Source organism: Qipengyuania atrilutea, assembly GCF_013370205.1.
GTDB classification, from domain to species: Bacteria; Pseudomonadota; Alphaproteobacteria; order Sphingomonadales; family Sphingomonadaceae; genus Actirhodobacter; species Actirhodobacter atriluteus.
The window spans coordinates 53,948-79,181 of record NZ_JABWGV010000004.1; the positions used below are offsets into that span (position 1 = coordinate 53,948).

Sequence of the window (25,234 nt, forward strand, 5' to 3'; positions counted from 1 at the left end):
ATGGATGAAAAGACTGGCGATGACCGACGAAGACCTGCTCAAAGAATTTCGCGATGCCGGGGCGCTGCTGGAAGGACATTTCCTGCTGTCGAGCGGCAGGCATAGCGGCCATTACCTGCAGTGCGCGCGGGTCCTGATGAACCCCGACCGGGCGGGCCGCCTAGCGATCGCGCTGGCAGCAAGATTGCCACGCGATCTACGGCAAAAGATCGACAAGGTAGTCTCGCCTGCGATGGGCGGCCTCATCATCGCTCACGAGATGGGGCGCGTGCTCGGCAAGGACGCGGTCTTCCTCGAGCGCCCCTCCGGCACGTTCGAACTGCGCCGCGGCTTCACCATCGAACCTGGCGAGAAACTGCTGATGGTAGAGGATGTCGTCACTACCGGGCTCTCCAGCCGCGAAGCGATTGCGGCAGCGGAAGCCGAAGGCGGCGAGGTTATCGCCGAATGCGCGCTCGTCGACCGCTCTCACGGTTCCGCCGATCTGGGCGTGCCCTTTCACGCCCTGATCGACATCAATTTCCCAAGCTATGCGGAGGATGAAGTGCCGAGCGACCTGGCTGCGATACCTGTGACCAAGCCCGGGAGCCGGAAACTTTGAGCGGGGCGCTGCGCCTAGGCGTCAACATCGATCACGTCGCCACCATCCGTAACGCGCGCGGCGGCGACCACCCCGATCCCGTGCGGGCGGCCGAAATCGTTGCGCAGGTGGGCGGCGACGGGATCACCGCGCATCTGCGCGAAGACCGGCGGCATATCCGCGATGACGACCTCAAGCGCATTCAGGAAGCAACCGACCTGCCGCTGAACCTCGAAATGGCCGCGACCGAGGAAATGCTGGAGATTGCGCTGCGCCACAAGCCGCATGCCGCCTGCATCGTGCCGGAAAAGCGCGAGGAGCGCACGACCGAGGGCGGGCTCGACGCAGCGGGACAGCACAATCACCTCGCACCGATCGTCGCACGGCTGACCGACGAGGGCATCCGCGTCTCGCTGTTCATCGAAGCCAGCGAGCGTCAGCTCGATGCCGCCTTGCGGCTCAAGGCTCCGGTGGTCGAGTTTCATACCGGCGAGTATGCGCACGCTCATCTAGACGGAGACAGCGAGCGCATGGCGCGCGAACTCAGACGCGTTGCCGATATGGCCGCGCTCGCCGCGAAGAACGGCATCGAGCCGCATGCCGGCCACGGGCTCACCTACGAGAACGTGCAGCCGATTGCCGCGATCCTGCAGCTCGCCGAGCTCAACATCGGTCATTATCTCGTCGGCGAAGCGGTCTTCGTCGGGCTCGAACACGCGGTGCGGCGGATGCGCGCACTCATGGACGACGCCCGCTGATGAAGGCTGCCCCTACCCCCAAAGCGAAACTCGTCTTCCTTGCCGGCGCCCTGCCGTTCCTGATGAGCTTGCTGCTGCTCGGCTATGCGGTGAACACCGGGCTGCTGCTTAAGTTCGCGATCGCGTGGCCGCTGTTCCAGCTCTTCGGTTATTACATGACGTTAAACCTGGCGAAAGGCGACGTCACGCACGGTCTGGTCGTGTCGCAAGTCGCGCTTCATTACATGGTTCTTGCACTGCTGGGTGCGATATTGGCGAAAGCATTATGATCATCGGCCTCGGCAGCGACCTGTGCAATATCGAGCGCATCGCGAACTCGCTGGAACGCTACGGCGAACGGTTCGAGAACCGCGTATTCACCGAGACCGAGCGCGCCAAAGCGCGGCGGCGCCCCTATACGACAGCCGGAACCTATGCGAAACGCTTCGCTGCCAAGGAAGCGTTCAGCAAGGCCGTCGGCACCGGTTTCAATGCCGGGGTGTTCATGAAGGACATCGGTGTCGTGAATGCGAAATCGGGCGCCCCGACGCTCGCGCTGACAGGCGGCGCGGCAAAGCGGCTTGCGGAAATAACCCCGGACGGCCATGAGGCGGCGATACATCTCACTTTGACAGACGATCACCCCTGGGCTCAGGCGTTCGTGATTATCGAGGCCCATCCGAAACCATGAACTCCGGCAGCCGATCAGTGACCGAAACCACCTCCACCGCGGAAAACGACAAATCCGAATCCGTCAACTGGCTCAGCGAGCTGCGCGGGCTCGCCCTGATGCTGTTCGCCGTCTTCTGCTTTCACAGTTTCATCGCAAAGCCGTTCTACATCCCGAGCGAATCCATGTTGCCCAACCTCATGGAAGGCGACCGGCTGATCGTCAGCAAATATCCCTACGGGTGGAGCTGGGCGTCGATCAGCTTCCACCTCGCCCCGCGCGGCGACTGGCGCATCTTCGGCAGCACGCCCGAATACGGCGACATCGTGATCCCGACGCACCCCGAGCGCAACGAGGATTACATCAAGCGTGTGGTCGCGTTGCCCGGCGACAGGATCGCTCTTCGCGGCGGACAGATCATCCTGAACGGAGAGCCGGTTCCGCAGGAAGTGGAACCGCCGGTGCGCCTGCCGATCGACCTCAACGCGCGCTGCGACCCATACGAGTACGAGGGCATGCGCAAGCGCCTACCAACGGGGGAGATGGTCTGCGAAATGCCGACGCTGCGCGAGACGCTGCCCAACGGGGCGACCTATCTCGTGATCGACGACCGCGCCGATCAGCCGCTCGACGACATGGCGGAGATCACGGTCCCCGAAGGTTCGGTGTTCGTCATGGGCGACAACCGCGATCATTCCGCCGACAGCCGCGCGCCGCTATCGATGGTGGGCGGCGGCCTCGGCGGTCCGGTACCGCTCGAGAACATCGGCGGACGCGCGGAGTTCATTACCTTCTCGCTCGACGGTACGACCAATCTGAACCCGATCAGCTGGTTCACCTCGCTGCGTGAGAACCGCGCATGGAGCACGCTGCGTCCAGCTCAGGTCGACACGCCGCAAACGCAGACCGAAAAGGCGAACTGACGCGGTGACCGACGAAGAAGCGGACGATCGCTCGAGCCCTTCGCGCATCCAGAGCCCGGAACTGAGGGCGGAAGCGTCGCGGGCGCTGGTATGGGTGAGCGTCATCGGTCTGGTGGTGCTGGCCGTCTACATCGCGCAGCCGTTGCTCGTGGTTTTCGGCGCCATGGTCTTCGCCGCGATGATCGACGGCGGCGCACGCCTCCTCGAACGCGTTCTGCCGATACCGCGCGGCCTGCGGGTCGGTCTCGTCCTGCTCCTGACCGTCGCGTTCTTCCTGTGGCTCGGATTTTTCGCCGGCTCGCAGATTTCGCGCGAGGCGGCGCAGCTGCCTTCGATCGTGCAGGCCCAGGTCCGGGACCTGCTCGCATGGCTGAACAGTCGCGGCATCGCAATCGACCAGTCGCAGATTTCCAGCATTTCGGGCACGGTGATGAGCGGCGTCGGCACGGTCACGCGCGCGATCGGCGGCATCTTCGGCGGACTGGCGACGATCTTCCTCATCCTTATCATCGGCATCTACGTGGCGCTCGAACCGCAGCTTTACGAACGCGGTGTCGCATGGATCCTGCCGCGCAACCGGCGTAAGGAATTCCACATCACCGCCGACAGGATGGCCTACACCATGCGGCGCCTGATGGCCGGCCGGCTGGTCGGCATGGTCTTCGAGGGGATTTTCACCTACATCCTGCTCGCCTGGTACGGCGTTCCGATGGCGGCGCTGCTCGCTATCCTGACGGCGCTGCTCGCCTTCATCCCCAATCTCGGAGCTTTCGTCTCGGGCGTCCTGATGGTGCTCGTCGGTTTCTCCGGCGGGGTCGAGATGGGCCTCTACACGATTTTCGTCTACGCTCTCGTCCAAGCGTTCGACGGTTACATCATCATCCCGATGATCGCGAAGAAGACGGTGGATCTCGCGCCGGCATTGGTGCTCGCCGCGCAGCTCATCATGGGGATCCTGTTCGGCATTCTCGGCCTGTTCCTGGCGGACCCGCTGCTTGCCATGATCAAGGTCATGCTGGAACGCCGGGCAGAGCGCGCGGAAGCGCGCGAAACCGCCATCCGCGATGCATCGCCGCAGGCGGCATAACAACGGTAAGATCATGGCGCGCAAATTCCTCTACCTCGTCGCAGGACTGATCGTCCTCGGGATCGTCGCACTCGTCGTCTTCCGCGTCTGGTCGCAGGAGCTGACCGAACTCGCCTTCGTCCCGACCACCGAATTCGAGCAGCAGGCACCGCTTTCCGAGAACGTCTACGCGGCCAGCGACATGTGGTTCGTACGCCCCGGCAAGGGCGAGATGCTGGCGCGCTGGCAGCCGCAATTTGTCAGCGCAGAAGGCGAAGAAGACAAAACTGCAACGAGCGAACAGGCACCCGCCGCTCCTGCTGAACGGCAGGCTGCCGACGGCGGCTACGTCGTGTTCTTCGTCCATCCGACCAGCTACCTCGATCGTTCGCACTGGAACGCTCCGCTCGGCGACAGCGAATCGCAGCGCGTGGCGCGCATCTTCGTGCGCGGCCTCGCCAGCCCATTCGGCAATGCCGAGGAAATCTGGGTACCGCGCTACCGGCAGGCGACATTCGGCGCCTTCCTGACCGACAGCGAGGAAGCCGGGATGGCGCTCGATGCCGCCTATCAGGACGTCGCCGCCGCCTTCCGCTACTTCCTCGCAGAAACCGATCCGGACCTTCCGATCGTGCTTGCCGGGCACAGCCAGGGCGCGCTCCACCTCATCTCGCTGCTACAGGAGGAGATCGCCGGTACGCCCGCAGCAGAGCGGATCGCCGCCGTCTATCCGGTGGGTTGGCCAATCTCGCTCGAACGCGACCTAGCGGCCCTGCCCTTCCCGCAGTGCGAAACGCGCGAGCAGGCGAGCTGCATCGCCAGCTGGTCGAGCTTCGCGGAGCCAGCCGATCCCGCCGCCCTGCTCGAAACCTACAGCGCCTCGATCGGCTTCGACGGGATGCCGCGCGGCGAAACTGCCATCCTGTGCACCAACCCGATTACGGGCGCTGCGAACGGCACGGCACCGGCAACCGAAAACCCCGGAACGCTCGTACCGGAAGAGGACATGTCGAGCGGATCGCTCCAGGCGGGCTATGTCGGCGCACGTTGCGACGAGCGCGGATTACTGCTGATCGGGGAGCCGCCGGAAATGGGCAGCGCGGTTCTGCCGGGCAACAATTACCACGTTTACGACATACCGCTTTTCTGGAGCGCGCTGAAGGATGATGTCGCGGCGCGCGTCGCCGCTTGGCAGGTCGCGCCGTAACAATGCTTGCGGCGGTGTCCGACAATGCTCGCGATTTCGCGGACGCCTTGCCCGACGGCGGCAATTTGATGGCACTCGACCTCGGCACGAAGACTATCGGCGTCGCGATCTGCGATGCCGGCTGGCGCTTCGCCAATGCGGACAAGACCCTGCCGCGCGCCAAGTTCGGCAAGGACCGCGAGGCGATCCAGAAGCTGATCGATACGCGCGCGATCAAGGGCTTCGTCATGGGCCTGCCGCGCAATATGGACGGCAGCGAAGGCCCGCGCGCGCAGGCCACCCGCGCCTATGCACGCAACCTCTACGAAGCCTTTGCGCTTCCGGTCCTGCTGTGGGACGAGCGCTGGTCCACCACCAGCGCCGAACGCGACATGATCGGACAGGACCTGAGCCGCGCCAAGCGCGCCAAGCGGATCGACAGCCATGCCGCCGCGATCATCCTGCAAGGCGCGATCGACGCCATGACCGGATCGGCCTGGTGAGCGAACCGCAGCGTTTCGATCCCGCAACCGCGGCGCCGTTCATGCTGAAGCACGGCCATGTCGGCTGGCTCGGTCTCAAGTACCGGGATGCGGGCGAAGACTGGGTCGAACTCGAACTGCCCTGGCGCGAAGACCTGCTGGGCGAGAAAAGCCGCAACATCCTTGCCTCCGGGCCGATCATCAGTCTGCTCGACATGGCATCGGGCATGGCGATCTGGAACACGACCGGCGTTTTCAAGGCAATCGCGACGCTCGACCTGCGGGTCGACTACCAACGCCCGGCGCGAGCGGAAACGGGCGTGATCGGGCGCGTCGAATGCTACCGTCTGACCCGCAGCGCCGCGTTCGTGAGGGGTGTTGCGCACGACGGCGATCCTGCCGACCCGGTCGCCAACATGGCTGGCTGCTTCATGTCGATCGCAGGGGATACGCGCCGTGTCCCGGAGTGACGAACCCGCTCTCGAATTGCCTGCCTACGCGCGCTCTCTCGGGATCGTGCTGGACCGTATCGAGAACGGTCTACCCGTCCTGGCCGTCGATTTCGGCAGTATGGTCGAGGGCCGGCCGCAGCATTTTCACGGCGGCGCGACGAGCGGCCTGCTCGAAGTCGCGGGTTACGCGGGACTGCGCGAGGCGCTAAAGGAACAGCGCCGCGAACACCGGCTGAAACCGATCAATATTACGGTCCAGTTCCTGTCGGCCGGCAAGATGAAGCGCACTTTCGCCAAGGCGCGCATCACGCGGCTGGGGCGGCGCAATGCCAATCTCGTCGTCGAGGCTTGGCAGGACGATCGTAGCCGCCTTATTGCAAGCGCGGTGATGAATATCCTGATGGCATCGCCCGACGGCGACTGACGCGCCTAGCGCGGCGCTTCTTCGAGCTCGCGTTCGAAGGCTTCCTCGAACCTTCGCTGTCGTTCCTCGAACCGTTCCGCCGCGCGTTCCTGCGCCTCGCGCGCCCGTTCCTCGGCGCGGCGGCGCGCTGCCTCGATCCCGTCGTCGCCGATGCGCAATCCTTCGTCGCCGAGGCGCACGTCGACCGGAACGCCGTCGATCTCGGTCGTGATGACCACCTCGCCGTCCTGCACGCGCATCCGCGTATTGCCGCCCTCGCCCATGGGAATGTCGTCGAGACCCGGCACGTCGAAAGGCTCGACCGGTCCGCCCGGATCGGTCTGCTCGGCGGGAGCCGGTCGGTCGTTCGCTACCGGAGCGACGCCGGCCTGCGACATGAAATCACGCCAGATGCGCGCGGGCAGGCTGCCCCCGGTCACACCCTCGAGCGGCGAGTTGTCGTCATTACCGACCCATACGCCGACCACCAGATCGCCTGCGTAGCCGACGAACAGCGCATCGCGGTTGTCCTGCGTCGTACCGGTCTTGCCGTAGGCAGGTGCTGCGAGGCGCGCCCCGCGCGCGGTACCGCTGTCGACGGCGCTTTTCAGAAGCTGCTCGATCTCCTGATGCGTCGAACTCGAGAGGCTGCGCTGGCCGCTGACCATCCGGCCGAACCAGCCGCTTTCCTCGGTGGCGAATGCGTGCGGCTTCACCGGAAAGTCGTTCGCGGCGATGCCCGCATAGGCGGCAGTCAGTTCGAGCAACGTCATTGCCGAGGTGCCTAGAGCGACGCTGGGATCGCCTGCGTCCATCTTCGCCTCGATGCCGAACTGCCGCGCGAGGTCGATCACGTCGCGCGAGCCGACCTGGTTGTAGAGGCGGACCGCCGCGACATTGCTCGACTGGGCGAAGGCCTCCCGCAAGGTCAGGCTTTCGGAATAGCGGTCCCGGTAATTCTTTGGCGTGTAGCCGCCTTCGGTGATCGCCTCGTTGGAAATAGTATCGTCGGGATCCATCCCGTCGTTCAGCGCCGCGAGGTAAACGAAGGTCTTGAAGGTCGACCCCGGCTGCCGCCGCGCCTGCGTGACACGGTTGAACGGCGTCTCGGCATAATCGGTCCCGCCGATCATCGCTACGACTTCTCCGTTGCGGCGCATGGCGACGAGAGCGACCTGCGCCCCGTTCAGCGGCGCGCGCTCCACCACCCGCCGTGCGATGTTCTGAAGGCGTGAATTGAGCGTCGTCGTGAGCGTCTGCGATTCGTATCCGCCCTCGACCATCTCGCGCGCCTGCGGCAGTGCCCAGTCGGCGAAGTAGGTTCCGGTCGGAACCTTGTCCTTGAGCCTGACGTCGAGCGCGGGCGAGCGGACGGCACGCGATTGCGCTTCGGTCAAAGTCCCCGCCCCCACCATCGCGGAAAGCACCGTGCGCATCCGGTCCTCGGCGCGCTCGTAATGTTTCGTCGGTGCATAGCGCGATGGCGCCTGCACGAGACCGGCCAGCATGGCGGCCTGCGGAAGCGTCAGGTTTTCCGGCTGGCGGTAGAAATAATGCAGGCTCGCCGCGCGCAGGCCGTACATGTTGTCGCCGAAATAGGCGTTGGAGAGGTAACGGCTGAGGATCTCGTCCTTGGTCAACCACGCCTCCAGCCAGAACGCGATCAGCATCTCGCGCGCCTTGCGCGACAGGCTGCGCTCTGCCGACAGGAAGGTGAACTTGGCGAGCTGCTGCGTGATCGTGCTGCCGCCGCCGTAACCGGTCCAGGCGGCCCGGGCGATGCCGCGCGGATCGATGCCCCAGTGATCGTAGAACCGGCGGTCCTCGACGGAGAGGAAGGCGTCGACGACATGCTGCGGGAGTTCATCCACCACGACCGGCTTTTCGACGACTGCCCCTTTGCGCGCGATCGGCGTACCGTCGGCGGCGAGAAGCGTGATCTGCGGCGGCTCGATGGGCTCCAACGACTTCGATAGCGGGGCAGTCACGGCGAGCCATGCGACCAGCGCCGCGAAGAGGATGGCAAGTGCGATCAGGCCGCGCTTGATCCATTTCCAGCGGGTCGAGCGCGGCTTGTCCTCGCCGAAAGGCGGCGGCGAACGCCCATCGTCGTAGCCGGTCAGCCGGTCGAAGCGGTCCAGCCGGTCGTCCCAGCTGTTCCCGTACGGGTCCTGCAGCGAATAATAGCCCGGCTCGCGCGCAGCGGTCTGCGCGTCGTCATAGGCGTCGTCACGCCTGCGTTTGAAAAAGCCGAACATAGCTAGGCGTGTTAGCAGGCTAACACAGCTTTACGCAAGCTGAACCCGCCTTGTCAGCGGGTGCTCGCGACCACGCTTTCGGGCAGATCTTCGGCGAAAACGCGCTGGTAGTATTCGGCGACCAGCATCCGCTCTTCCTCGTCACACTTGTTGAGGAAGGACACGCGGAAGGCGAAGCCCACATCCTTGAAGATCGCGTAGTTCTGCGCCCAGGTGATGACCGTGCGCGGGCTCATCACGGTCGAGATGTCGCCGCCGATGAAGCCCTGCCGCGTCATGTCCGCGACCTGGATCATCTTCTTGATCATGTCCGCAGGCGCGTCCGGGTTCTTGGCGAGCACGATTTCCTGCTCGGTGTCGGCCGGCAGGTAGTTGAGGCCGACGACGATGTTCCAGCGGTCCATCTGGCCCTGGTTGATCGCCTGCGTCCCGTGATAGAGCCCGCTTGTATCCCCGAGGCCGACGGTATTCGCCGTCGCGAACAGGCGGAAGTTCGGATCGGGCCGGATCACGCGGTTCTGGTCGAGCAGGGTCAGCTTGCCCTGCTGCTCCAGCACGCGCTGGATCACGAACATCACGTCGGGCCGGCCAGCGTCGTATTCGTCGAACACCAGCGCCACGGGATGCTGCAGCGCCCAGGGAAGCAAGCCCTCCTTGAACTCGGTGATCTGAAGTCCGTCGCGCAGCACGATCGCGTCGCGTCCGATCAGGTCGATCCGGCTGATATGCGCGTCGAGGTTAATGCGGATGCACGGCCAGTTGAGGCGCGCGGCAACCTGCTCGATATGGGTCGACTTGCCCGTGCCGTGATAGCCCTGCACCATCACGCGGCGGTCGTTGGCGAAGCCGGCCAGGATCGCCAGCGTCGTGTCGGGATCGAAGACGTAGCCTTCGTCGAGGTCGGGCACGCGCGCGTCGGCTTTCGAGAAAGCGGGCACGTCCCAGTCGATATCAATGCCGAACGTCTCGCGCACGTTTACGCTCGTATCGGGCGCGGCGAGGACGGTTTTTTCGTGAGCGTCGAAGCTTTTTTCGGTGAGGTCGTTCATTGCGTTCCTGCGGTTAGACGTGCGCGGACCGCCTCGCAAGCACCGATCTGGCCCCCGCCATGCGGTACGCGGCTCGCAAAATCCGCGCGCTGCCACTATCTTGGCCCAATGCCCGCGCCCGATCCCGCCGAATTCCTGCGCCAGAGGCTTGTCGAGCGCGTGCGCGCGGTCTTCAACGACACGAAGGGCGGACAGCAGCCCGTTCCGCCGTCCGACGACGCTCTGTTCGCGAAGGATACGCCGATCCGCCTCGTTCATGCGGACGTGATCGCGATGATGGTCGGCGGCATTCGCTCGCTGCTGCTGCAGATGCTGCATCCGCATGCCTTGCAGGGCGTGCTCGATCATTCCAACTTCCGGGCTGACATGCATGGCCGGCTGCGGCGCACCGCGCGCTTCATCGCCGTTACCACCTTCGGACACCGCGACGATGCAATGGACGCGATCGACCGGGTCAACCGCATCCACGAACACGTGAAGGGAACCTTGCCCGACGGGACGCCCTATTCGGCGCGCGATCCCGAAACGCTCGCCTATGTCCACGTCGTTGAGGCGACCAGCTTCCTTGCCGCCTATCTGCGGCACGTCCGGCCCGATATGCCCGCGAGCGAACAGGACGAATACTACCGGCAGTTCGCCATTATCGCCCGCTCGCTCGACGCGAATCCGGTCCCGGAAACCAAGGCGGAGGCCGACCGGCTCATGCGCGAGATGCGTAGCCTCCAACGCGCCACCCCCGAAGCGCGCGAGGTCGCCCGGCTCGTGCTCCAGCAGAAACCTGAAGGTACGCCGCCGGCGCTTCAGCCGATTCTCGCTGCCGAGGCGAGCGCGATGCTCCCACCGCAGGCCCGCGCCATGCTGGGTATCGAGCGGCCCGGTCTCGCAGCCCTTCCCGTTCGCGCCGCGACCTGGGGCATGGGCAAGACTCTGCGCTGGGCGTTCCGGCAAACTTAGGTCATCTTCGGTTTTTCAGCGACTCGAAGGAGACGATCCATGTACGTGCAGGGCTTTCTGATTGCCGTTCCCGAAGACAAGAAGGACGCGTATCGCGCGCTCGCCGAAAAGGCTGCGGAGAGGTTTCGCGAATACGGCGTGACCGAGATCGTCGAAGCGTGGGAGGAAGACGTGACCGATGGCAAGGTTACCGATTTCCGCATGGCTACCAAGGCGGAAGCGGGCGAAAAGATCGTTTTCTCCTGGATGATCTGGCCCGATCGCGAAACCTGCGATGCCGCCGGCCCCAAGATGGAAAGCGACCCCTTCTGGTCAGAAATGGGCGACATGCCGTTCGACGGGAAGCGCATGATGTGGGGCGGTTTTGCCCCGATCTTCACGATGGGCCGCTGACCGGCGCCGAGACCGCCTAGCTGAAGACGTTCGATTTCCTCAGCAGCTGGTACGCCTCGACGACCTTGGTCAGGCGCGCCTCGTATTTGCGGTTTCCGCCGTTGCGGTCGGGGTGATAGCGGCGCACGAGATCGGAATAGCGGCGGCGGAGGCGCTGGCGGTCGGTGTCGATGCCGAGCCCCATGACCTCCATCGCCTGCGCCTCCTCTTTCGAGAAGCGCCCGTCCATCGCCATCTGCGCCTCGCGCCGCGCGCGGTTCTTGATGCCCCCGGCGCGCGCACCGATCGCATCGAGCGGGTCGGCGAAGTCGGCCCAGCGCGGCATTCCGTCAACGCCTGCGGTCGGCTTGAAGGCGGGCGTCTCGGTCTGCCATCCGGCGGACGGCGACTGCGCGCTCAGCATTTCCTCGGCGCTCATGCCTTCGAACCAGTCGTAACCGGCATTGAACTCGCGCACGTGGTCGAGGCAGAACCAGCGCCACCGGCCCGGCCCGTCGAAACTGTTGCCGCTACCCGATGGTGCGCGAAATTCTCCGGCCTCGTCGCATCCCGGATGCTGGCAAAGCTGACCTTCGGTATCGAATCTTCCGTGGAACCTGTCGCGGCGCATAGGCCTTTATGATGGGGACACGGATCACGCATTCCAAGTGGAAATGAGGCTTATGACTACTCCCATCCAGACCGAGATGGAGCGACTGCTCACCGACGCATTTGCTCCCCAGCGGCTCGACATCGTCAACGACAGCGCCGCGCACAGCGGCCATTCGGGCGACGACGGCAGCGGCGCATCGCACTTCACCTTGCATATCGTTTCGGACCAGTTCGCCGGCAAGTCGCGACTGGAGCGGCAGCGGATGGTGAACCGCGCATTGGGCGACATACCGGGCGAGCGGGTCCACGCGCTCGCGATCAAGGCCAGCGCGCCGGAGGAGAACGCATGAGCTACGACCTGTGGTACTGGCCATCGATCCAGGGGCGCGGCGAGTTCGTGCGGCTGTTCATGGCGGCAGCGGACATAAAATGGCGCGACCGCGCGCGGGAGCAGGATGCTCAAGCGCTGATGGAAGACCTGGAAGCGCGCAAGGAGGCGGGCTTCGCGCCCTACGCTCCGCCCTATCTCGTCGACGGCGACTTCGCGATCGCGCAGGTCGCGCATATCGTGACCTGGCTGACCGATCGGCACGACCTCGGTTCGGGCAATATGCCGGACGACCTGCACCTGATCCAGTTGCAACTCGACATTACCGACATCGTGGAGGAGGTTCACAGCGTCCACCATCCCGTCGCCTCAAGCCTTTACTACGACGATCAGAAGGACGCGGCCAAGCAGGCTGCGGAGAAGTTCAGGGATGAGCGCATACCGAAATATTTCGATCATTTCGAACAGGCGCTCGGCGTAAAGGACGGCCCGTTCATGCTCGGCGAGCGGTGGAGCCACGTCGACACCTCGCTGTTCCAGCTGGTCGAGGGATTGCGCTATGCCTTTCCGAAATGCATGTCCGAGCTGATGAGCGAATATCCGCGAATTGCCGCCTGCCGTAATGCGGTGGCCGAGATCGACGGCGTGAAGACCTATCTCGCCTCGGACAAGCGGATCGATTTCAACGAAGACGGAATTTTCCGTCATTACCCCGAACTGGACGCAGAATGAGCGACAATCCCTTCGAAATAACCGTCGAGCCGGTGACGCACGACCTCGGCCAGTTCGAGGTGCGCCGTGCGCTCCCTTCAAAGGCGCGCACAATGGTCGGTCCCTTCATCTTCGTCGATCAATTCGGTCCGGCGGACCTCGATATCGGCAGCGGCATGGACGTGCGCCCGCACCCGCACATCAACCTCGCCACCGTGACCTGGCTGTTTCGGGGAGCGATCGACCACCGCGACAGCATCGGCAGTTTCTCGACCATCCGGCCCGGCACGGTCAATCTGATGACGGCGGGGCGCGGCATCGTCCATTCGGAGCGCACCCCGCAGGACGAGCGCAAGGAAGGGCCGCAGCTTTACGGAATGCAGACCTGGCTCGCGCTGCCCGAGGACCGCGAGGAAATCGACCCGGCGTTCGAAGCGATCTCGGACCTGCCGGTGATCGACGACGGCGGCGCGAAGGCGACGGTCATCATGGGCGATTTATGGGGCAAGCGCGCGCCTACTGCGACCTATGCCGAGAGCATCTATGCCGAGATCGTGCTCGGCGAAGGCGGATCGATCCCGCTCGATGCCGATGCGGACGAGCGCGCGGTCATGTGCGTCGGCGGCGAAGCGGAAGTCGACGGGACGGCGCTGCCGCTCTACCAGCTGTGCGTGCTCGAACCGGGCCGCGCCATGCGGCTCAGTTCGAGGTCCGGCGGGCGGGTCATGCTGCTGGGCGGCGAAGCCTTCGCGACGAAGCGCCATGTCTGGTGGAACTTCGTGAGTTCCAGCAAGGACCGTATCGCGCAGGCCCGCGACGACTGGCGCGAAGGGCGCTTCGAAATTGTGCCCGACGACGCGAACGAGCGTATTCCGCTACCCGACGGCGAGCCCAAGACCGTCAGCTACCCGTAAAGTTTTCCCCGCACGCGGGGCCGAGGAGAATGGTAATGAGTTTCTACGGCAAGACGGTGTGGATCACCGGCGCATCCTCCGGCATCGGCGCGGCGCTGGCGCGCGAATGGGCGGGCCGCGGCGCGAAGCTGATCCTGTCGGGCCGCGACCGCACGCGGCTGCAGGATGTCGCAGCGAAGCTCGACACGGAAAAGCTGCGCCTTCCCTTCGACGTTACCGAGGAAGAGGCGCTCGCCGAAGCCACTACGAAGGCGACCGAATGGCAGAAGGGCGGCGTCGACATCTTCGTCGCCAACGCAGGCATTTCGCAGCGCAGTCTCGCCGCCGAGACCGACATGAAGGTCTTCCGCGAGATCATCGAAGTCGATCTGATGGCGCAAATCGCGGCGACGCAGGCGCTTCTGCCGCATATGCTCGAGCGCAAATCCGGCAAACTTGTCTTCATTTCCTCGATAGCCGGAAAGGTCGGCGTGCCGATGCGCACTGCCTATTGTGCAGCGAAGCATGGCCTCATCGGTTACGCCGACGCGCTGCGCGCCGAGCTTTCGGTAGCCGGTATCGATGTGCACGTAGTCGCGCCAGGATCGGTCTCCACCAATGTGGCGCGCAATGCGCTCGAAGGTAACGGCAAGACCCGCGGGCGCAGCGACAAGGCGATCGACGAAGGCATTGCGCCCGATGACGCAGCCAAGCGGATCGTCGATGCCATCGAGCTCAACCAGCGCGAAATCATCGTGGCCGAGGGCATGGAAGAGGCGATGGGCGAAGCGCGCCGAACGCCGGACCAATTGTTCGACCAGATCGCGCGGCTGGTGTCGGACGGTTATGCGGAGAAGATGAAGGAAGGGGCGAAATGATGGACCAGAAACGCGTTAAACTCGCGAACGGGATCGAACTTGATGTCGTTGATACGGGCAATCCTCAAGGCGTGGACGACGCCCCGGTCCTGATGTTCCTGCACGGTTTTCCCGAGAGCCACCGCACGTGGCGGCACCAGATCGCGCATTTCAAGGACCGGTTTCGCTGCATCGCGCCCGATCAGCGCGGCTATCGCGGCTCCTCCAAACCGCAGGGGGCCGAAGCCTATACGCCCGACAAGCTGATCGGCGACGTGTTCCAACTGGCCGACGCGCTCGGCGTGGGTGCCTTCACCGTCGTCGGCCACGACTGGGGCGGAGCGATCGCCTGGGGCACGGCGCTCGGCGGGCAGACGAACGGCCGGGTTACGCGCGCAATTATTGCGAACGCGCCGCATCCGGCGGTTTTCCAGCGGCTGCTCTACACGAACGAGCAGCAGCGCGAGGCGAGCCAGTACATTCGCGAGTTCCGCGACCCCGCGAACGACGCGCTGGTGCGAGAGAAAGGCCTCGTCGGCATCCTCATGAAAGCCGTTCGCTGGGACCGCCCCAACAACATGGAGGCGGAGGAACGCGACCGGCTTATGGAGGAATGGCAGGACCGCGACGCGGCGTTCGCCATGCTCAACTGGTACCGCGGCTCGCCCATCGTCGTGCCGCCGCTCGATGCGCCTTACGCACTGCCCGAAGACTACAGCCCGCCGCCGCTGCCCAAGCTAGAAATCCCGACGCTCGTCATCTGGGCGATGGACGATCTGGCCCTGCCCGCGGCCAACCTCGACGGATTAGAAGATCACATCACCAATCTCACAATCGAGCGCGTGCCCGATTGCGGCCACTTCGTGCCGTGGGAGGCGCCAGACGCGGTCAACAAGGCGATGAGTGCGTTTCTAGACGCTTGAGGGCACTTTAGGCATCATTGTAGCCAGTTGACCCAAGCGCCGTGTGGGTGCGCCTCGGCGAGCAAATGCGGCGAGCCGTCCCCTGCCTCGCCATCCCAATAACGCACCGTCAATTCATGGCGGAACGTTTCGCGGTTGGTTTCCAGCCTGACCCAGGCGAGCGGCTTTTCCCGTGTCGCCGAACGTCCGGCTTCTTCGAGCGCTTCCGTAATTACGCCCTGTTCGTAATCCGACAGATACTGCCAGACGATCGAGTGGAACAATGTGCGGCAGACGCCAGAGTCCTGCTCTTCCGTCAGAAGTTCGGTCACGAACTGGCCGGCGGACTGCCGCGCGACGAGGGGTGGCTGCTCTTTCGCGAGCCGGATTGCGGCATCGATCCGCGCCATGCGCTCGGTCGCTTCGGGCCAGACATAGGCCTTGAGGCGCAGCGCCTGCTCCGGATCGGTCAGGTCGATCGGCTTGAGATCGCAGCCAAAAACGGAATCGATCTCCACGTCCCCGGAAGGCGGCGCATCGCCGCGCCATTCCGGCTCGACCACGACCGGTGAGCCTGGCGCGCCATACTGCACTCCGCCCAAATCGTATCGAAACCGATCCATCATCGTGTTGATGCCAGCGCTCGCGCCCAGTTCGTAAAGCCGGAACCGCTTGCCCAGCCGTTCGGTCAACCACGCGAGCCCCGCCATTATCGAGGCGGCGCGCCCTGCCTCGTTCGTCTGCGGCGGCGTGTCGAGCCATGGCAGGAGAAGGTTGTCGTAAGTCGCCGCGAGATCGCAGACGATTTCGTCGACCGTGCCTTGGTCGGTGGTCAGTCCGGCATAAACGGGCTCCAGCGCGCGGTCGGTGTCGCTCAGCAGCAGATGGTGCAATCCGCCGGCTATGCGCAGCGGAACGGCGTCCTGCACCGCCGGACCGTGCCAGTTCGCAAGCCGACGGGCAGTGGCGGTTTCCTCGTTCTCGATCATGGCAAGCTGCGCGCGGATCACGCGCGTCGTGGCCGGCGCCCCGGCTTCCTCGGCATGGTTCGCCTGCCAGCGGATCGCATCGGCGATGTCGCGGATTTCCATCACCACACCGTTCTTTCCGCTATCCTTAACGTCCACCATTTCGATTGCCCTTTTCCGGCCTGCACCCTATCTCGCGCTCGCTATGCCGAGCCAGCTTACTTTCGCCATCCCCAAGGGCCGCATCCTCGAAGAAGCGCTGCCGGTCATGGCCGCTGCCGGCGTCGTGCCGGAAGAGGCGTTTCACGACAAGGCCAACCGTTCGCTGACCTTCGCCACGACGCGCGAGGACATGCGTTTGATCCGGGTACGCGCCTTCGACGTGGCAACTTTCGTCGCGCATGGCGCTGCTCAGATGGGCATAGTCGGCAGCGACGTGATCGAGGAATTCGGCTATCCCGACCTCTATGCGCCGGTCGATCTGGACATCGGACACTGCCACCTCGCGGTCGCCGAGCCCAAGGCTAACGGCGCCGAAACCAGGCCGAACCGCGTCAGCCACTTGCGGGTCGCTACCAAATACCCGAACATTACCCGCCGCCACTTCGAAGCGAAAGGCGTGCAGGCCGAATGCGTCAAGCTGAACGGTGCGATGGAAATTGCGCCCTCACTCGGCCTTGCCAAGCGGATCGTCGACCTTGTCTCGACCGGGCAGACGCTGAAGGACAACGGGCTCGTCGAAACGGCGCATATTATGGACATCACGGCACGGCTGATCGTGAACCGGGCGGCGCTCAAGACCGACCGGCGCGTGGCCGAACTCATCGACGCTTTCCGCGCGGACCGCTTTCGCGGAGCCGCCTGATGCAGCGGCTTTCCACCAGTGACGCGGGCTTCGAGAAGGCCTTCGCAGCGATCGTCGACGCACGGCGGAGCAGCGACGACGATGTTGCCGCCGACGTTCGCGCAATCATCGAAAATGTTCGCGAAAAGGGCGATGCCGCCCTAGGCGACTACACGCAGCGTTTCGATCGCCACGTCCTAACATCGGATGCCGACTGGCGGATCGGCGCAGAGGAATGCCGCGAAGCCTATGAAGCGCTCGATAGCGAGTTACGTGACGGGCTCGAACTCGCGGCGGAGCGTATCCGCGCCTATCACGCAGCGCAGCTTCCCGAAAATCGCGACTATACGGACGAGGCCGGTGTCAGACTGGGCGCACGGTGGACGCCGGTCGATGCCGCTGGTCTTTACGTGCCGGGCGGCCGCGCAGCCTATCCGTCCTCGCTACTGATGAACGCCATTCCGGCCAAGGTCGCGGGCGTGAAGCGCCTCGCCGTCGTGACCCCCACGCCCGACGGAAACGTCAATCCGCTGGTCTTGGCCGCCGCCCACGTCGCAGGCATCGACGAGATTTGGCGCGTAGGCGGAGCGCAGGCGATTGCGGCGCTCGCATACGGAACCGAGAGGATCGCCCGCGTCGATGTCATCACTGGCCCCGGCAACGCGTGGGTGGCCGAAGCGAAGCGGCAGATGTTCGGCGTCGTCGGTATCGACATGGTCGCCGGCCCTTCCGAAATCCTTGTCATTGCAGACGGCGACAACCATCCCGAATGGATCGCTGCCGACCTGCTCAGCCAAGCGGAGCACGATCCGACTTCGCAAAGCATCCTCATTACCGACGATGCGGACTTCGCAGGCCGCGTGCAAGATGCGGTCGCGAGGCAGCTTCACGATCTGCCGACCGGCGAGACGGCGCTGGCAAGCTGGGACGCGCACGGTGTCATTCTGGTCGTCGGCGATCTGTCCGAAGCGCCCGCGCTCGCCAACCGGCTGGCGGCGGAGCACGTCGAACTCGCCGTCGCCGATCCGGAAGCCCTGCTTCCGCAGATCCGCCATGCCGGCAGCGTCTTCCTCGGCCGCACGACTCCCGAGGCGGTAGGCGATTACGTCGCCGGACCCAACCACGTCCTTCCCACCGGCCGCCGCGCACGTTTTGCAAGCGGGCTGTCGGTGCTCGATTTCATGAAGCGTACCAGCTTCATTTCCGCTTCGGACGATGCGCTGCGCGCTATCGGTCCGGCCGCCGTGGCGCTAGCCGAAGCCGAAGGGCTGCCCGCGCACGCCAAATCCATCTCGCTAAGGCTTACATGACCGACAATTCCTCTGCCGCCGCTCCCTCGCGCTCGACCGCCCGCTCCGCCGCGCGGCTCGCCGCGGTGCAGGCGCTCTACCAGCACCACATGGAAAAGACGGCGCAGGCACGCCTGCTCGACGAATTTCACCAGCACCGGCTCGGCGCGGAAATCGAAGACGAGCAGTATGCGGAAGCCGAAACGGACTTCTTCGATGATCTGGTGACCGGCACTATCGCCCGTCTGGAAGAAATTGACACGCTGCTGACCTCGAAGCTGCGCGAAGGCTGGACTGTACAGCGGCTCGACAAGACGATGCTCCAGATCTTGCGCGCAGGTTCCTACGAACTGCTTGCCCGGCGCGATGTCCCAAAGGCCAGTGCGATCAGCGAATATGTGGACGTGGCGAAGGCTTTCTTCGACGACCGCGAAGCGAAGTTCGTGAACGGCGTGCTCGATGCAGTGGGCAAAGAGGTCCGGTCATAAACGAACGCGAATTCATCGCTGCTTTGCGCGCCCTTCCCCTGCATTCGGGAGCGCGCGGACTTTACGATGACGCGGCGGTGCTGGAGATCGGCGGCGAAACGCTGATCCTCACTCATGACGCGATGACGGAGGGCACGCATTTCCGCGCCGATGCCGATATGGCTGACGTCGCATGGAAGCTTGTTGCGACCAACCTGTCCGACCTTGCCGCGAAAGGCGCGGAGCCGGTCGGAGTACTGCTTTCCTACGCGCTCGGCAGCGACGACGAGCGGTTCCTGGCAGGCTTGCGGGAAGCGATGGAGGAATACCGCTTGCCGCTAATAGGCGGCGACACGATTTCCGCCACCGGCGCGCGCAGCTTCGGCCTGACCGCAATCGGCAGAGCAACCTATACACCCGTACCGGACCGCAGCGGATCGCAAGCGGGCGATGCGATCTACGTGACCGGCATAATCGGCCGGGCGATGCTGGGCTTCGAAGGCGTCTCCGAACACCGTGCAGCCTACGACCGCCCGCGCCCGCTTCTTGCAGAAGGTCACGCGCTCGCGCCGCTCGTGACAGCGATGATGGATGTATCCGACGGCCTGCTGCTCGATGCGTGGCGGATGGGACAGGCGAGCGGCGTGACCTTCGAGATAGCGTCCGATCTCATCCCCGTTGCCGACCCCGCCCGCCGCTTCGATTGCATGCGTTGGGGAGACGATTACCAGCTACTTTTCACAGCTGCACCGGAAACGAATTTGCCGGTAGCGGCGACGCGGATCGGAACTGTTGTTGAAGACGGCTTCGCGCCCATACGCCTCGACGGTGAACTAATCGCCGACCCCGAAAACCTCGGCTACACGCATAGCTAGAATTGCGGAGCGCCCGGAGCAGTAACGGAATAACGCTTGTCAGTAGCGCGAAACTACTGATACCCCTCGTACTGTTCCGCCACTCGCAGCCAATGCGAGGGTTAGCGACACAACATAGAGGGGATGCTCGTGGATTTAGTAATAATATCCATCGTGCTGGGGTTGGTAGCAGTCATTTACGGCTTCGTGACCAGTCGCCAGGTGCTCGGAGCCGGTGCCGGTAACGAGCGCATGCAGGAGATTGCGGGGGCAATCCAGGAAGGGGCGCAAGCCTATCTCAAACGGCAATATACGACGATCGGTATAGTCGGCATCGTCGTCGCGGTGATCGTCGCGCTGACGCTTGGAATTACCTCCGGTGTCGGCTTCGTGATCGGCGCGATCCTGTCCGGCGTCGCCGGGTTCATCGGCATGAACATCTCGGTCCGCGCCAACGTGCGCACCGCGGCCGCTGCGCAAAGCGGCCTGCAGCAAGGCCTGACGCTGGCATTCCGCGCCGGTGCGATCACCGGGATGCTGGTGGCGGGACTCGCCCTCCTCGCGATCGCAGTCTTCTTCTGGTATCTCACGAGCATCGCCGGTCATGCCGCGAACGAGCGAGAAGTGATCGATGCGCTGGTGGCGCTCGCGTTCGGCGCGTCGCTCATCTCGATCTTCGCGCGTCTTGGCGGCGGCATCTTCACCAAGGCCGCAGACGTCGGCGCTGACCTCGTCGGCAAGGTCGAAGCGGGCATTCCCGAAGACGATCCCCGCAACCCCGCCGTTATCGCGGACAACGTAGGCGACAATGTCGGCGATTGCGCCGGGATGGCCGCCGACCTGTTCGAGACTTATGTAGTAACCGTCGGCGCGACGATGGTGCTGACCGCTCTGCTGCTGTCGGACCTCGGCGACCTTCTCATGCCGATGATGGCTCTGCCGCTGCTGATCGGCGGCGTGTGCATCGTCACCAGCATCATCGGAACCTACGCCGTCCGCCTCGGCGGCGGGACGAACGTCATGGGAGCGATGTACAAGGGCTTCCTGTTGACAGCAGTCCTGTCGGTTCCGGCGATCCTCGGCGCGATCTGGTTCGCCCTCGGCGGCGATCTGAATACGGCGATCGGAGCCGAGAACCTCGGTAACGTCGACGTGGGAGCACCGCTCGCCGAAGAAGGCACGGCAGCCATCACCAGCTTCACCGGCTTGGACCTGTTCCTGTCGTCGGTGGTCGGGCTGGTGCTGACGGGCCTCATCATCTGGATCACCGAATACTATACCGGTACCGGCTTCCGCCCGGTCCGCTCCATCGCAAAGGCCTCGGAAACCGGTCACGGTACGAACGTCATCCAGGGCCTTGCTATCAGCCTCGAGTCGACCGCACTGCCGACACTTGCCATCGTCGGCGGCATCATCGTCAGCTACCAGCTCGCCGGGCTCATGGGCATCGCCTATGCAGCGACCTCGATGCTTGCGCTTGCCGGGATGGTCGTGGCGCTCGACGCTTACGGTCCCGTCACCGACAATGCCGGCGGCATCGCGGAAATGGCTGGGCTGGACGAAAGCGTGCGGGAGAAGACCGACGCGCTCGACGCGGTAGGCAATACGACAAAGGCAGTGACTAAGGGCTATGCCATCGGCTCCGCCGGTCTCGCCGCTCTCGTGCTGTTCGCAGCCTACACGACCGATCTTGCCGAATTCTTCCCGGAAGCTGACGTCGATTTCAGTCTGGAGAACCCTTACGTTATCGTCGGATTGCTGCTCGGCGCGCTATTGCCCTACCTCTTCGGAGCGATGGGCATGACCGCCGTAGGCCGTGCCGCGGGCGACGTGGTAAAGGACGTGCGCGAGCAGTTCGCAGCCGACAAGGGCATTATGGCAGGGACCAGCAGGCCCGACTATGCCCGCACCGTCGACCTCGTCACCAAGGCGGCGATCAAGGAAATGATCATTCCGAGCCTGCTGCCGGTGCTGGCGCCGATCGTGGTCTACTTTGGCATACTGCTGATCGCGGGGCAGGAAAATGCCTTCGCCGCGCTCGGTGCGCTGCTGCTGGGCGTCATCGTCAGCGGTCTCTTCGTTGCGCTGTCCATGACCGCCGGGGGCGGTGCATGGGACAATGCCAAGAAATACATTGAGGACGGCAACCACGGGGGTAAGAACTCCGTGGCGCACCATGCCGCGGTCACCGGCGACACGGTCGGCGATCCCTACAAGGATACTGCCGGTCCTGCCGTCAATCCGATGATCAAGATCACGAACATCGTGGCACTGCTGCTTCTGGCCGCTCTCGCCGCGTAGTTCGCGGACCGATTACCTCGGCGACCCGTCCGGCCCCATGTCGGACGGGTTTTCTTTTCTGCGCCGTATTGACCGCTCGCACCAGCCTGACCAAAGCCGCTTGCCATGAACGAACAGGACACTCCCGAAACACTCGTCGCAGGCCTTGTCGACCTGCTTACCGTCAGCCGGAAAAGCGAGGACGCCTACGCAGCCGAGCCGCAACCCGGCGGGATCGGCCGGGTCTTCGGCGGTCAGGTGGTCGCACAAGCCTTGCAGGCGGCACAGGCTTCGGTCCCGGACGACCTCGTTGCGCATTCGCTCCACGCCTATTTTTTGCGCGGCGGAGAGGAAGGTCCGCCGATCGACCTGTCGATCGCGCGCGATTTCGATGGTCGCAGCTTCGCCAACCGGCGCGTTGTCGCAAGCCAGACGGACAAGGACGGAACGCCCCGCCCGATCCTCAACCTAACCGCCAGCTTCCAGCGCCCCGAAGAGGGCCTGTCCCACGAAGCGAGCCCGATGCCCGACGTGCCGCCCCCAGAAGAGCTGCTGACCGATGCCGAGGTACGGCGGCAGTTCCTCGAGGACATGCCGAACGTGCCTGAAGACCAGCGCAATTGGGCCTTGCGCCCCCGTCCTATCGAGATGCGGAACACCAATCCGGTCGATTGGCGGGAGAGCGAACCGCGCGAACCCGAGGCAGCCATGTGGCTGCGAACCGTCGCGTCGCTGCCTGACGATCCGGCGATCCACCGCGCAGTCATCGCTTACGCGAGCGATTATTCGCTGCTCGGCACCGCGGCTCTCCCGCACGGCATTTCCTTTATGCGCGGCGAAATCAAGGGCGCGAGCCTCGACCATGCGGTGTGGTTCCATGCACCGGCTCGGGCCGACGAATGGCTGCTATACGTAACTGACAGCCCCTGGTCCGGCGGCGGACGCGGCTTCAACCGGGGCCGCATCTTCACGCGGGATGGCAGACTGATCGCGAGCACCGCGCAGGAAGGCGTCCTGCGGCAGACGCACAAGAAGCGGTAGGGTAAAGCGGGCCTACCCGCCTGCGTGGTAATAGTCCCAGACGGTCTGCGCCACCGCCGCGCTGACACCCGGTGCTCGTTGCAAATCTTCGAGCGCCGCCGCACGCACCTTGCTTGCCGTGCCGAAATGCAGCAGCAGCGCGCGTTTCCGTGAAGGACCGATGCCCGGAATCTCGTCGAGCGGCGAGGCGGTAATCGCCTTGCTGCGCTTCGCCCGATGTGCGCCGATGGCAAAGCGGTGCACCTCATCGCGCAGGTTTTGCAGGTAGAAGAGGATCGGCGAATTGACCGGCAAGGTCTTCTCCCGCCCATCGGGGAAGTGGAATACCTCGCGCCCTTCCCGGCCGTGATGGGGACCCTTCGCGATCGCGATGAGCGGTACGTCTTCGATACCAAGTTCTTCCAGAGTATCGCGGACCGAGGACATCTGCCCCTTGCCTCCATCGATCAGGACAAGGTCCGGCCAGACCGCCTTTTCGCCTTCGGTTTCGCGGTCGGGGTCTTCCTTCATCGCGCGCGAGAAGCGCCGCTCCATCACTTCGCGCATCATCGCAAAGTCGTCGTTCGTCTGCGCAGTCTTGATGTTGAACTTGCGGTACTGCCCCTTCTGGAAACCTTCGGGTCCGGCCACGACCATCGCGCCGATCGCCTTCGTCCCTTGGATATGACTGTTGTCGTAAATCTCGATGCGCTGCGGCACTTCCTCGAGTTCGAGGAACTCGGCCATTTCGCGCATGGTCTTCGCCTTGGTCCCGCTTTCAGCGAGCCGCCGGTCGAGCGCCTCGCGCGCGTTGCGCTGCGCCTGTTCCATCAGCTTGCGCCGGTCGCCGCGCTGCGGAACCGAGATCTCGACCTTGCGCTCCGCCAAGGCTCCTAGCGCCTGCTCCAGCACGTCACCTTCGGGCAATTCGCGGTCCACGAGAACCGTGCGCGGGGGCGGCACTTCCTCGTAGAACTGCGCGAGAACGCGGGCGATCACCTCGTCCTCGTCGACGTCCTGTGTGTGAGTAGGGAAAAACGAGCGGTGGCCCCAGTTTTGTCCGCCGCGGATGAAGAACGCTTGGATCGCGATCTGGCCGCCCTTCGATGCAAGCGCGAAAACGTCCGCATCACCCACGCCGCGAGCGTTGACCGCCTGGCTTCCCTGTATGAAGGTCGCGGCGCGCAGACGGTCACGCAGCATGGCGGCGGTTTCGAAGTCGAGCTTCTCCGCGGCTACCGCCATCTGCTTTTCGAGGTCGGCCTGCACCTGCCCGGACTTGCCAGCCAGAAACGCCTTCGCCTGGTTGACCAGATCGTCGTATCCCGCCTCGTCGATCCGCCCTACGCAAGGGGCAGAGCAGCGCTTGATCTGGTAGAGCAGGCACGGCCGGTCGCGATTGGCGAAGAAGCTGTCGGTGCAGCTTCTGAGCAGAAACAGCTTCTGCAGCGCATTGATGGTGGTGTTGACCGATCCGGCGCTGGCGAATGGTCCGTAATACTGCCCCTTCGCGCGCCGCGCGCCGCGATGCTTCTGGATGCGGGCGAACTTGTGGTTTTCGCGCAGCAGGATGAAGGGGAAGCTCTTGTCGTCGCGCAGCAGCACGTTGAACGGCGGGCGGAAGCGCTTGATGAGCTGCGCTTCCAGTAGAAGCGCTTCCGCTTCCGAATTGGTTGTGACGATCTCCATGCGCCGCGTCTGGCTGACCATGCGCTTGAGGCGCTGCGACAAATTGGCGATTTGCGCGTAATTGGCGACGCGGTTCTTCAGCGCCCGCGCTTTACCGACATAAAGGACATCGCCGCGCGTATCGAGCATCCGGTATACTCCCGGCTGCGCCTTCAGTGTTTTTACCGTCTCGCGAATTGCCGCGACGCCCGCTTCGAGATCAGGCTGCGCAGAGGCGACCGTCTTCGCGGCATTGCTCTCGTCGAAGCGCTGCGCGCCCCGCGGATCGTGCGGCCGGCCGGAACGGCTGTCTTTCATCCTTAATTTATCGGACTTGCGAGTGGGGGCATCGGCCATGCGGCCTATTTAGGGCGGCTACGCTTCAGCGAAAGCCCGAAAACCGCTGCAG

General features: G+C 64.3%; 28 protein-coding genes. 23 read left to right on the forward strand and 5 right to left on the reverse strand.

The genetic code is table 11. The features are described from left to right. Positions 1 to 19: 19 nt before the first annotated feature. Genes pyrE through HUV48_RS11400 form a run of 10 tightly spaced genes read left to right on the forward strand, consistent with a single transcriptional unit; the run spans position 20 to position 6,520 of the window. On the forward strand, positions 20 to 601 hold the full coding sequence (gene pyrE / locus HUV48_RS11355) for an orotate phosphoribosyltransferase (protein ID WP_176267915.1): 582 nt from the start codon (positions 20 to 22) through the stop codon (positions 599 to 601). Beyond that, positions 598 to 1,338 carry a pyridoxine 5'-phosphate synthase gene (locus HUV48_RS11360; protein WP_176267916.1) on the forward strand — a complete coding sequence of 247 codons (741 nt, stop codon included), beginning with the start codon at positions 598 to 600 and terminating at the stop codon, positions 1,336 to 1,338. Before pyrE ends, HUV48_RS11360 begins: the two co-directional genes overlap by 4 nt. Further along, entirely contained in the window at positions 1,338 to 1,607 is a 270-nt protein-coding gene (locus tag HUV48_RS11365) for a pyridoxal phosphate biosynthetic protein (RefSeq protein ID WP_176267917.1), read from the forward strand. Before HUV48_RS11360 ends, HUV48_RS11365 begins: the two co-directional genes overlap by 1 nt. Beyond that, entirely contained in the window at positions 1,604 to 2,008 is a 405-nt protein-coding gene (gene acpS / locus HUV48_RS11370; protein ID WP_176267918.1) for a holo-ACP synthase, read from the forward strand. The genes HUV48_RS11365 and acpS overlap by 4 nt, the downstream gene beginning before the upstream one ends. Beyond that, positions 2,005 to 2,910, forward strand: a complete 906-nt coding sequence (gene lepB, locus HUV48_RS11375) for a signal peptidase I (protein WP_176267919.1) — start codon at positions 2,005 to 2,007, stop codon at positions 2,908 to 2,910. Before acpS ends, lepB begins: the two co-directional genes overlap by 4 nt. 4 nt (positions 2,911 to 2,914) lie before the next feature. Then, positions 2,915 to 3,997 (forward strand): AI-2E family transporter, encoded by a 1,083-nt coding sequence (locus HUV48_RS11380; RefSeq protein ID WP_176267920.1) that lies wholly within the window; start codon positions 2,915 to 2,917, stop codon positions 3,995 to 3,997. 13 nt (positions 3,998 to 4,010) lie between these two features. Next, entirely contained in the window at positions 4,011 to 5,183 is a 1,173-nt protein-coding gene (locus HUV48_RS11385) for a DUF3089 domain-containing protein (protein ID WP_176267921.1), read from the forward strand. A gap of 2 nt (positions 5,184 to 5,185) precedes the next feature. Beyond that, positions 5,186 to 5,665 carry a Holliday junction resolvase RuvX gene (ruvX, locus tag HUV48_RS11390; RefSeq protein ID WP_176268028.1) on the forward strand — a complete coding sequence of 160 codons (480 nt, stop codon included), beginning with the start codon at positions 5,186 to 5,188 and terminating at the stop codon, positions 5,663 to 5,665. Then, positions 5,662 to 6,114: a PaaI family thioesterase gene (locus tag HUV48_RS11395; protein ID WP_404799933.1), complete on the forward strand. Its 453-nt coding sequence runs from the start codon at positions 5,662 to 5,664 to the stop codon at positions 6,112 to 6,114. Before ruvX ends, HUV48_RS11395 begins: the two co-directional genes overlap by 4 nt. Next, positions 6,101 to 6,520, forward strand: coding sequence for a PaaI family thioesterase (locus tag HUV48_RS11400; RefSeq protein WP_176267922.1), 420 nt, complete (start codon positions 6,101 to 6,103; stop codon positions 6,518 to 6,520). The genes HUV48_RS11395 and HUV48_RS11400 overlap by 14 nt, the downstream gene beginning before the upstream one ends. 5 nt (positions 6,521 to 6,525) lie before the next feature. Here HUV48_RS11400 and HUV48_RS11405 read toward each other — a convergent pair whose 3' ends face one another. Next, positions 6,526 to 8,757, reverse strand: coding sequence for a transglycosylase domain-containing protein (locus HUV48_RS11405; protein WP_176267923.1), 2,232 nt, complete (start codon positions 8,755 to 8,757; stop codon positions 6,526 to 6,528). A 53-nt stretch (positions 8,758 to 8,810) separates the two neighbouring features. Continuing rightward, positions 8,811 to 9,806 carry a cobaltochelatase subunit CobS gene (gene cobS / locus HUV48_RS11410; RefSeq protein WP_176267924.1) on the reverse strand — a complete coding sequence of 332 codons (996 nt, stop codon included), beginning with the start codon at positions 9,804 to 9,806 and terminating at the stop codon, positions 8,811 to 8,813. A gap of 108 nt (positions 9,807 to 9,914) precedes the next feature. On the opposite strand from cobS, the gene HUV48_RS11415 reads away from it, so the two are divergent. Both HUV48_RS11415 and HUV48_RS11420 read left to right on the forward strand, forming a co-directional pair. Further along, complete coding sequence (locus HUV48_RS11415) at positions 9,915 to 10,760, forward strand: oxygenase MpaB family protein (RefSeq protein WP_176267925.1); 846 nt, start codon at positions 9,915 to 9,917, stop codon at positions 10,758 to 10,760. 39 nt (positions 10,761 to 10,799) lie between these two features. After that, a complete protein-coding gene (locus HUV48_RS11420) occupies positions 10,800 to 11,153 on the forward strand; it encodes a DUF1428 domain-containing protein (RefSeq protein ID WP_176267926.1) in 354 nt (117 codons plus the stop codon). A 16-nt stretch (positions 11,154 to 11,169) separates the two neighbouring features. On the opposite strand, the gene HUV48_RS11425 is transcribed toward HUV48_RS11420, so the two are convergent. Next, on the reverse strand, positions 11,170 to 11,763 hold the full coding sequence (locus HUV48_RS11425; RefSeq protein ID WP_176267927.1) for a J domain-containing protein: 594 nt from the start codon (positions 11,761 to 11,763) through the stop codon (positions 11,170 to 11,172). Between the two features lie 52 nt (positions 11,764 to 11,815). Here HUV48_RS11425 and HUV48_RS11430 point away from each other — a divergent pair, with 52 nt between their 5' ends. The 5 genes from HUV48_RS11430 to HUV48_RS11450 are packed head-to-tail and all read left to right on the forward strand — an operon-like array spanning position 11,816 to position 15,456. Then, on the forward strand, positions 11,816 to 12,094 hold the full coding sequence (locus tag HUV48_RS11430; protein ID WP_176267928.1) for a BolA family protein: 279 nt from the start codon (positions 11,816 to 11,818) through the stop codon (positions 12,092 to 12,094). Next, positions 12,091 to 12,804, forward strand: a complete 714-nt coding sequence (locus HUV48_RS11435) for a glutathione S-transferase (RefSeq protein ID WP_176267929.1) — start codon at positions 12,091 to 12,093, stop codon at positions 12,802 to 12,804. The genes HUV48_RS11430 and HUV48_RS11435 overlap by 4 nt, the downstream gene beginning before the upstream one ends. Continuing rightward, complete coding sequence (locus tag HUV48_RS11440) at positions 12,801 to 13,697, forward strand: pirin family protein (RefSeq protein ID WP_176267930.1); 897 nt, start codon at positions 12,801 to 12,803, stop codon at positions 13,695 to 13,697. Before HUV48_RS11435 ends, HUV48_RS11440 begins: the two co-directional genes overlap by 4 nt. A 35-nt stretch (positions 13,698 to 13,732) precedes the next feature. Further along, positions 13,733 to 14,554, forward strand: a complete 822-nt coding sequence (locus HUV48_RS11445; RefSeq protein ID WP_176267931.1) for an SDR family NAD(P)-dependent oxidoreductase — start codon at positions 13,733 to 13,735, stop codon at positions 14,552 to 14,554. Then, a complete protein-coding gene (locus HUV48_RS11450) occupies positions 14,551 to 15,456 on the forward strand; it encodes an alpha/beta fold hydrolase (protein ID WP_176267932.1) in 906 nt (301 codons plus the stop codon). The genes HUV48_RS11445 and HUV48_RS11450 overlap by 4 nt, the downstream gene beginning before the upstream one ends. Before the next feature lie 14 nt (positions 15,457 to 15,470). On the opposite strand, the gene HUV48_RS11455 is transcribed toward HUV48_RS11450, so the two are convergent. Further along, positions 15,471 to 16,565, reverse strand: coding sequence for a DUF2332 domain-containing protein (locus HUV48_RS11455; protein ID WP_225871664.1), 1,095 nt, complete (start codon positions 16,563 to 16,565; stop codon positions 15,471 to 15,473). Positions 16,566 to 16,608: 43 nt separating this feature from the next. On the opposite strand from HUV48_RS11455, the gene hisG reads away from it, so the two are divergent. From hisG to HUV48_RS11485, 6 genes are all read left to right on the forward strand, one after another. Then, positions 16,609 to 17,268, forward strand: coding sequence for an ATP phosphoribosyltransferase (gene hisG / locus HUV48_RS11460; protein WP_176267933.1), 660 nt, complete (start codon positions 16,609 to 16,611; stop codon positions 17,266 to 17,268). Continuing rightward, complete coding sequence (gene hisD / locus HUV48_RS11465; protein WP_176267934.1) at positions 17,268 to 18,557, forward strand: histidinol dehydrogenase; 1,290 nt, start codon at positions 17,268 to 17,270, stop codon at positions 18,555 to 18,557. The genes hisG and hisD overlap by 1 nt, the downstream gene beginning before the upstream one ends. Continuing rightward, the gene (nusB, locus tag HUV48_RS11470; RefSeq protein ID WP_176267935.1) at positions 18,554 to 19,024 is read left to right on the forward strand and encodes a transcription antitermination factor NusB; all 471 of its coding nucleotides are present in this window, start codon (positions 18,554 to 18,556) and stop codon (positions 19,022 to 19,024) included. The genes hisD and nusB overlap by 4 nt, the downstream gene beginning before the upstream one ends. A 23-nt stretch (positions 19,025 to 19,047) precedes the next feature. Next, a complete protein-coding gene (gene thiL, locus HUV48_RS11475) occupies positions 19,048 to 19,878 on the forward strand; it encodes a thiamine-phosphate kinase (RefSeq protein ID WP_217906794.1) in 831 nt (276 codons plus the stop codon). Between the two features lie 129 nt (positions 19,879 to 20,007). After that, positions 20,008 to 22,158: a sodium-translocating pyrophosphatase gene (locus tag HUV48_RS11480; protein ID WP_176267936.1), complete on the forward strand. Its 2,151-nt coding sequence runs from the start codon at positions 20,008 to 20,010 to the stop codon at positions 22,156 to 22,158. A 105-nt stretch (positions 22,159 to 22,263) separates the two neighbouring features. Continuing rightward, complete coding sequence (locus tag HUV48_RS11485; protein WP_176267937.1) at positions 22,264 to 23,178, forward strand: acyl-CoA thioesterase; 915 nt, start codon at positions 22,264 to 22,266, stop codon at positions 23,176 to 23,178. A gap of 12 nt (positions 23,179 to 23,190) precedes the next feature. Here the strand turns inward: HUV48_RS11485 and uvrC are convergent, their stop codons facing one another. Continuing rightward, entirely contained in the window at positions 23,191 to 25,143 is a 1,953-nt protein-coding gene (gene uvrC / locus HUV48_RS11490; protein ID WP_176267938.1) for an excinuclease ABC subunit UvrC, read from the reverse strand. Positions 25,144 to 25,234 lie beyond the last annotated feature (91 nt).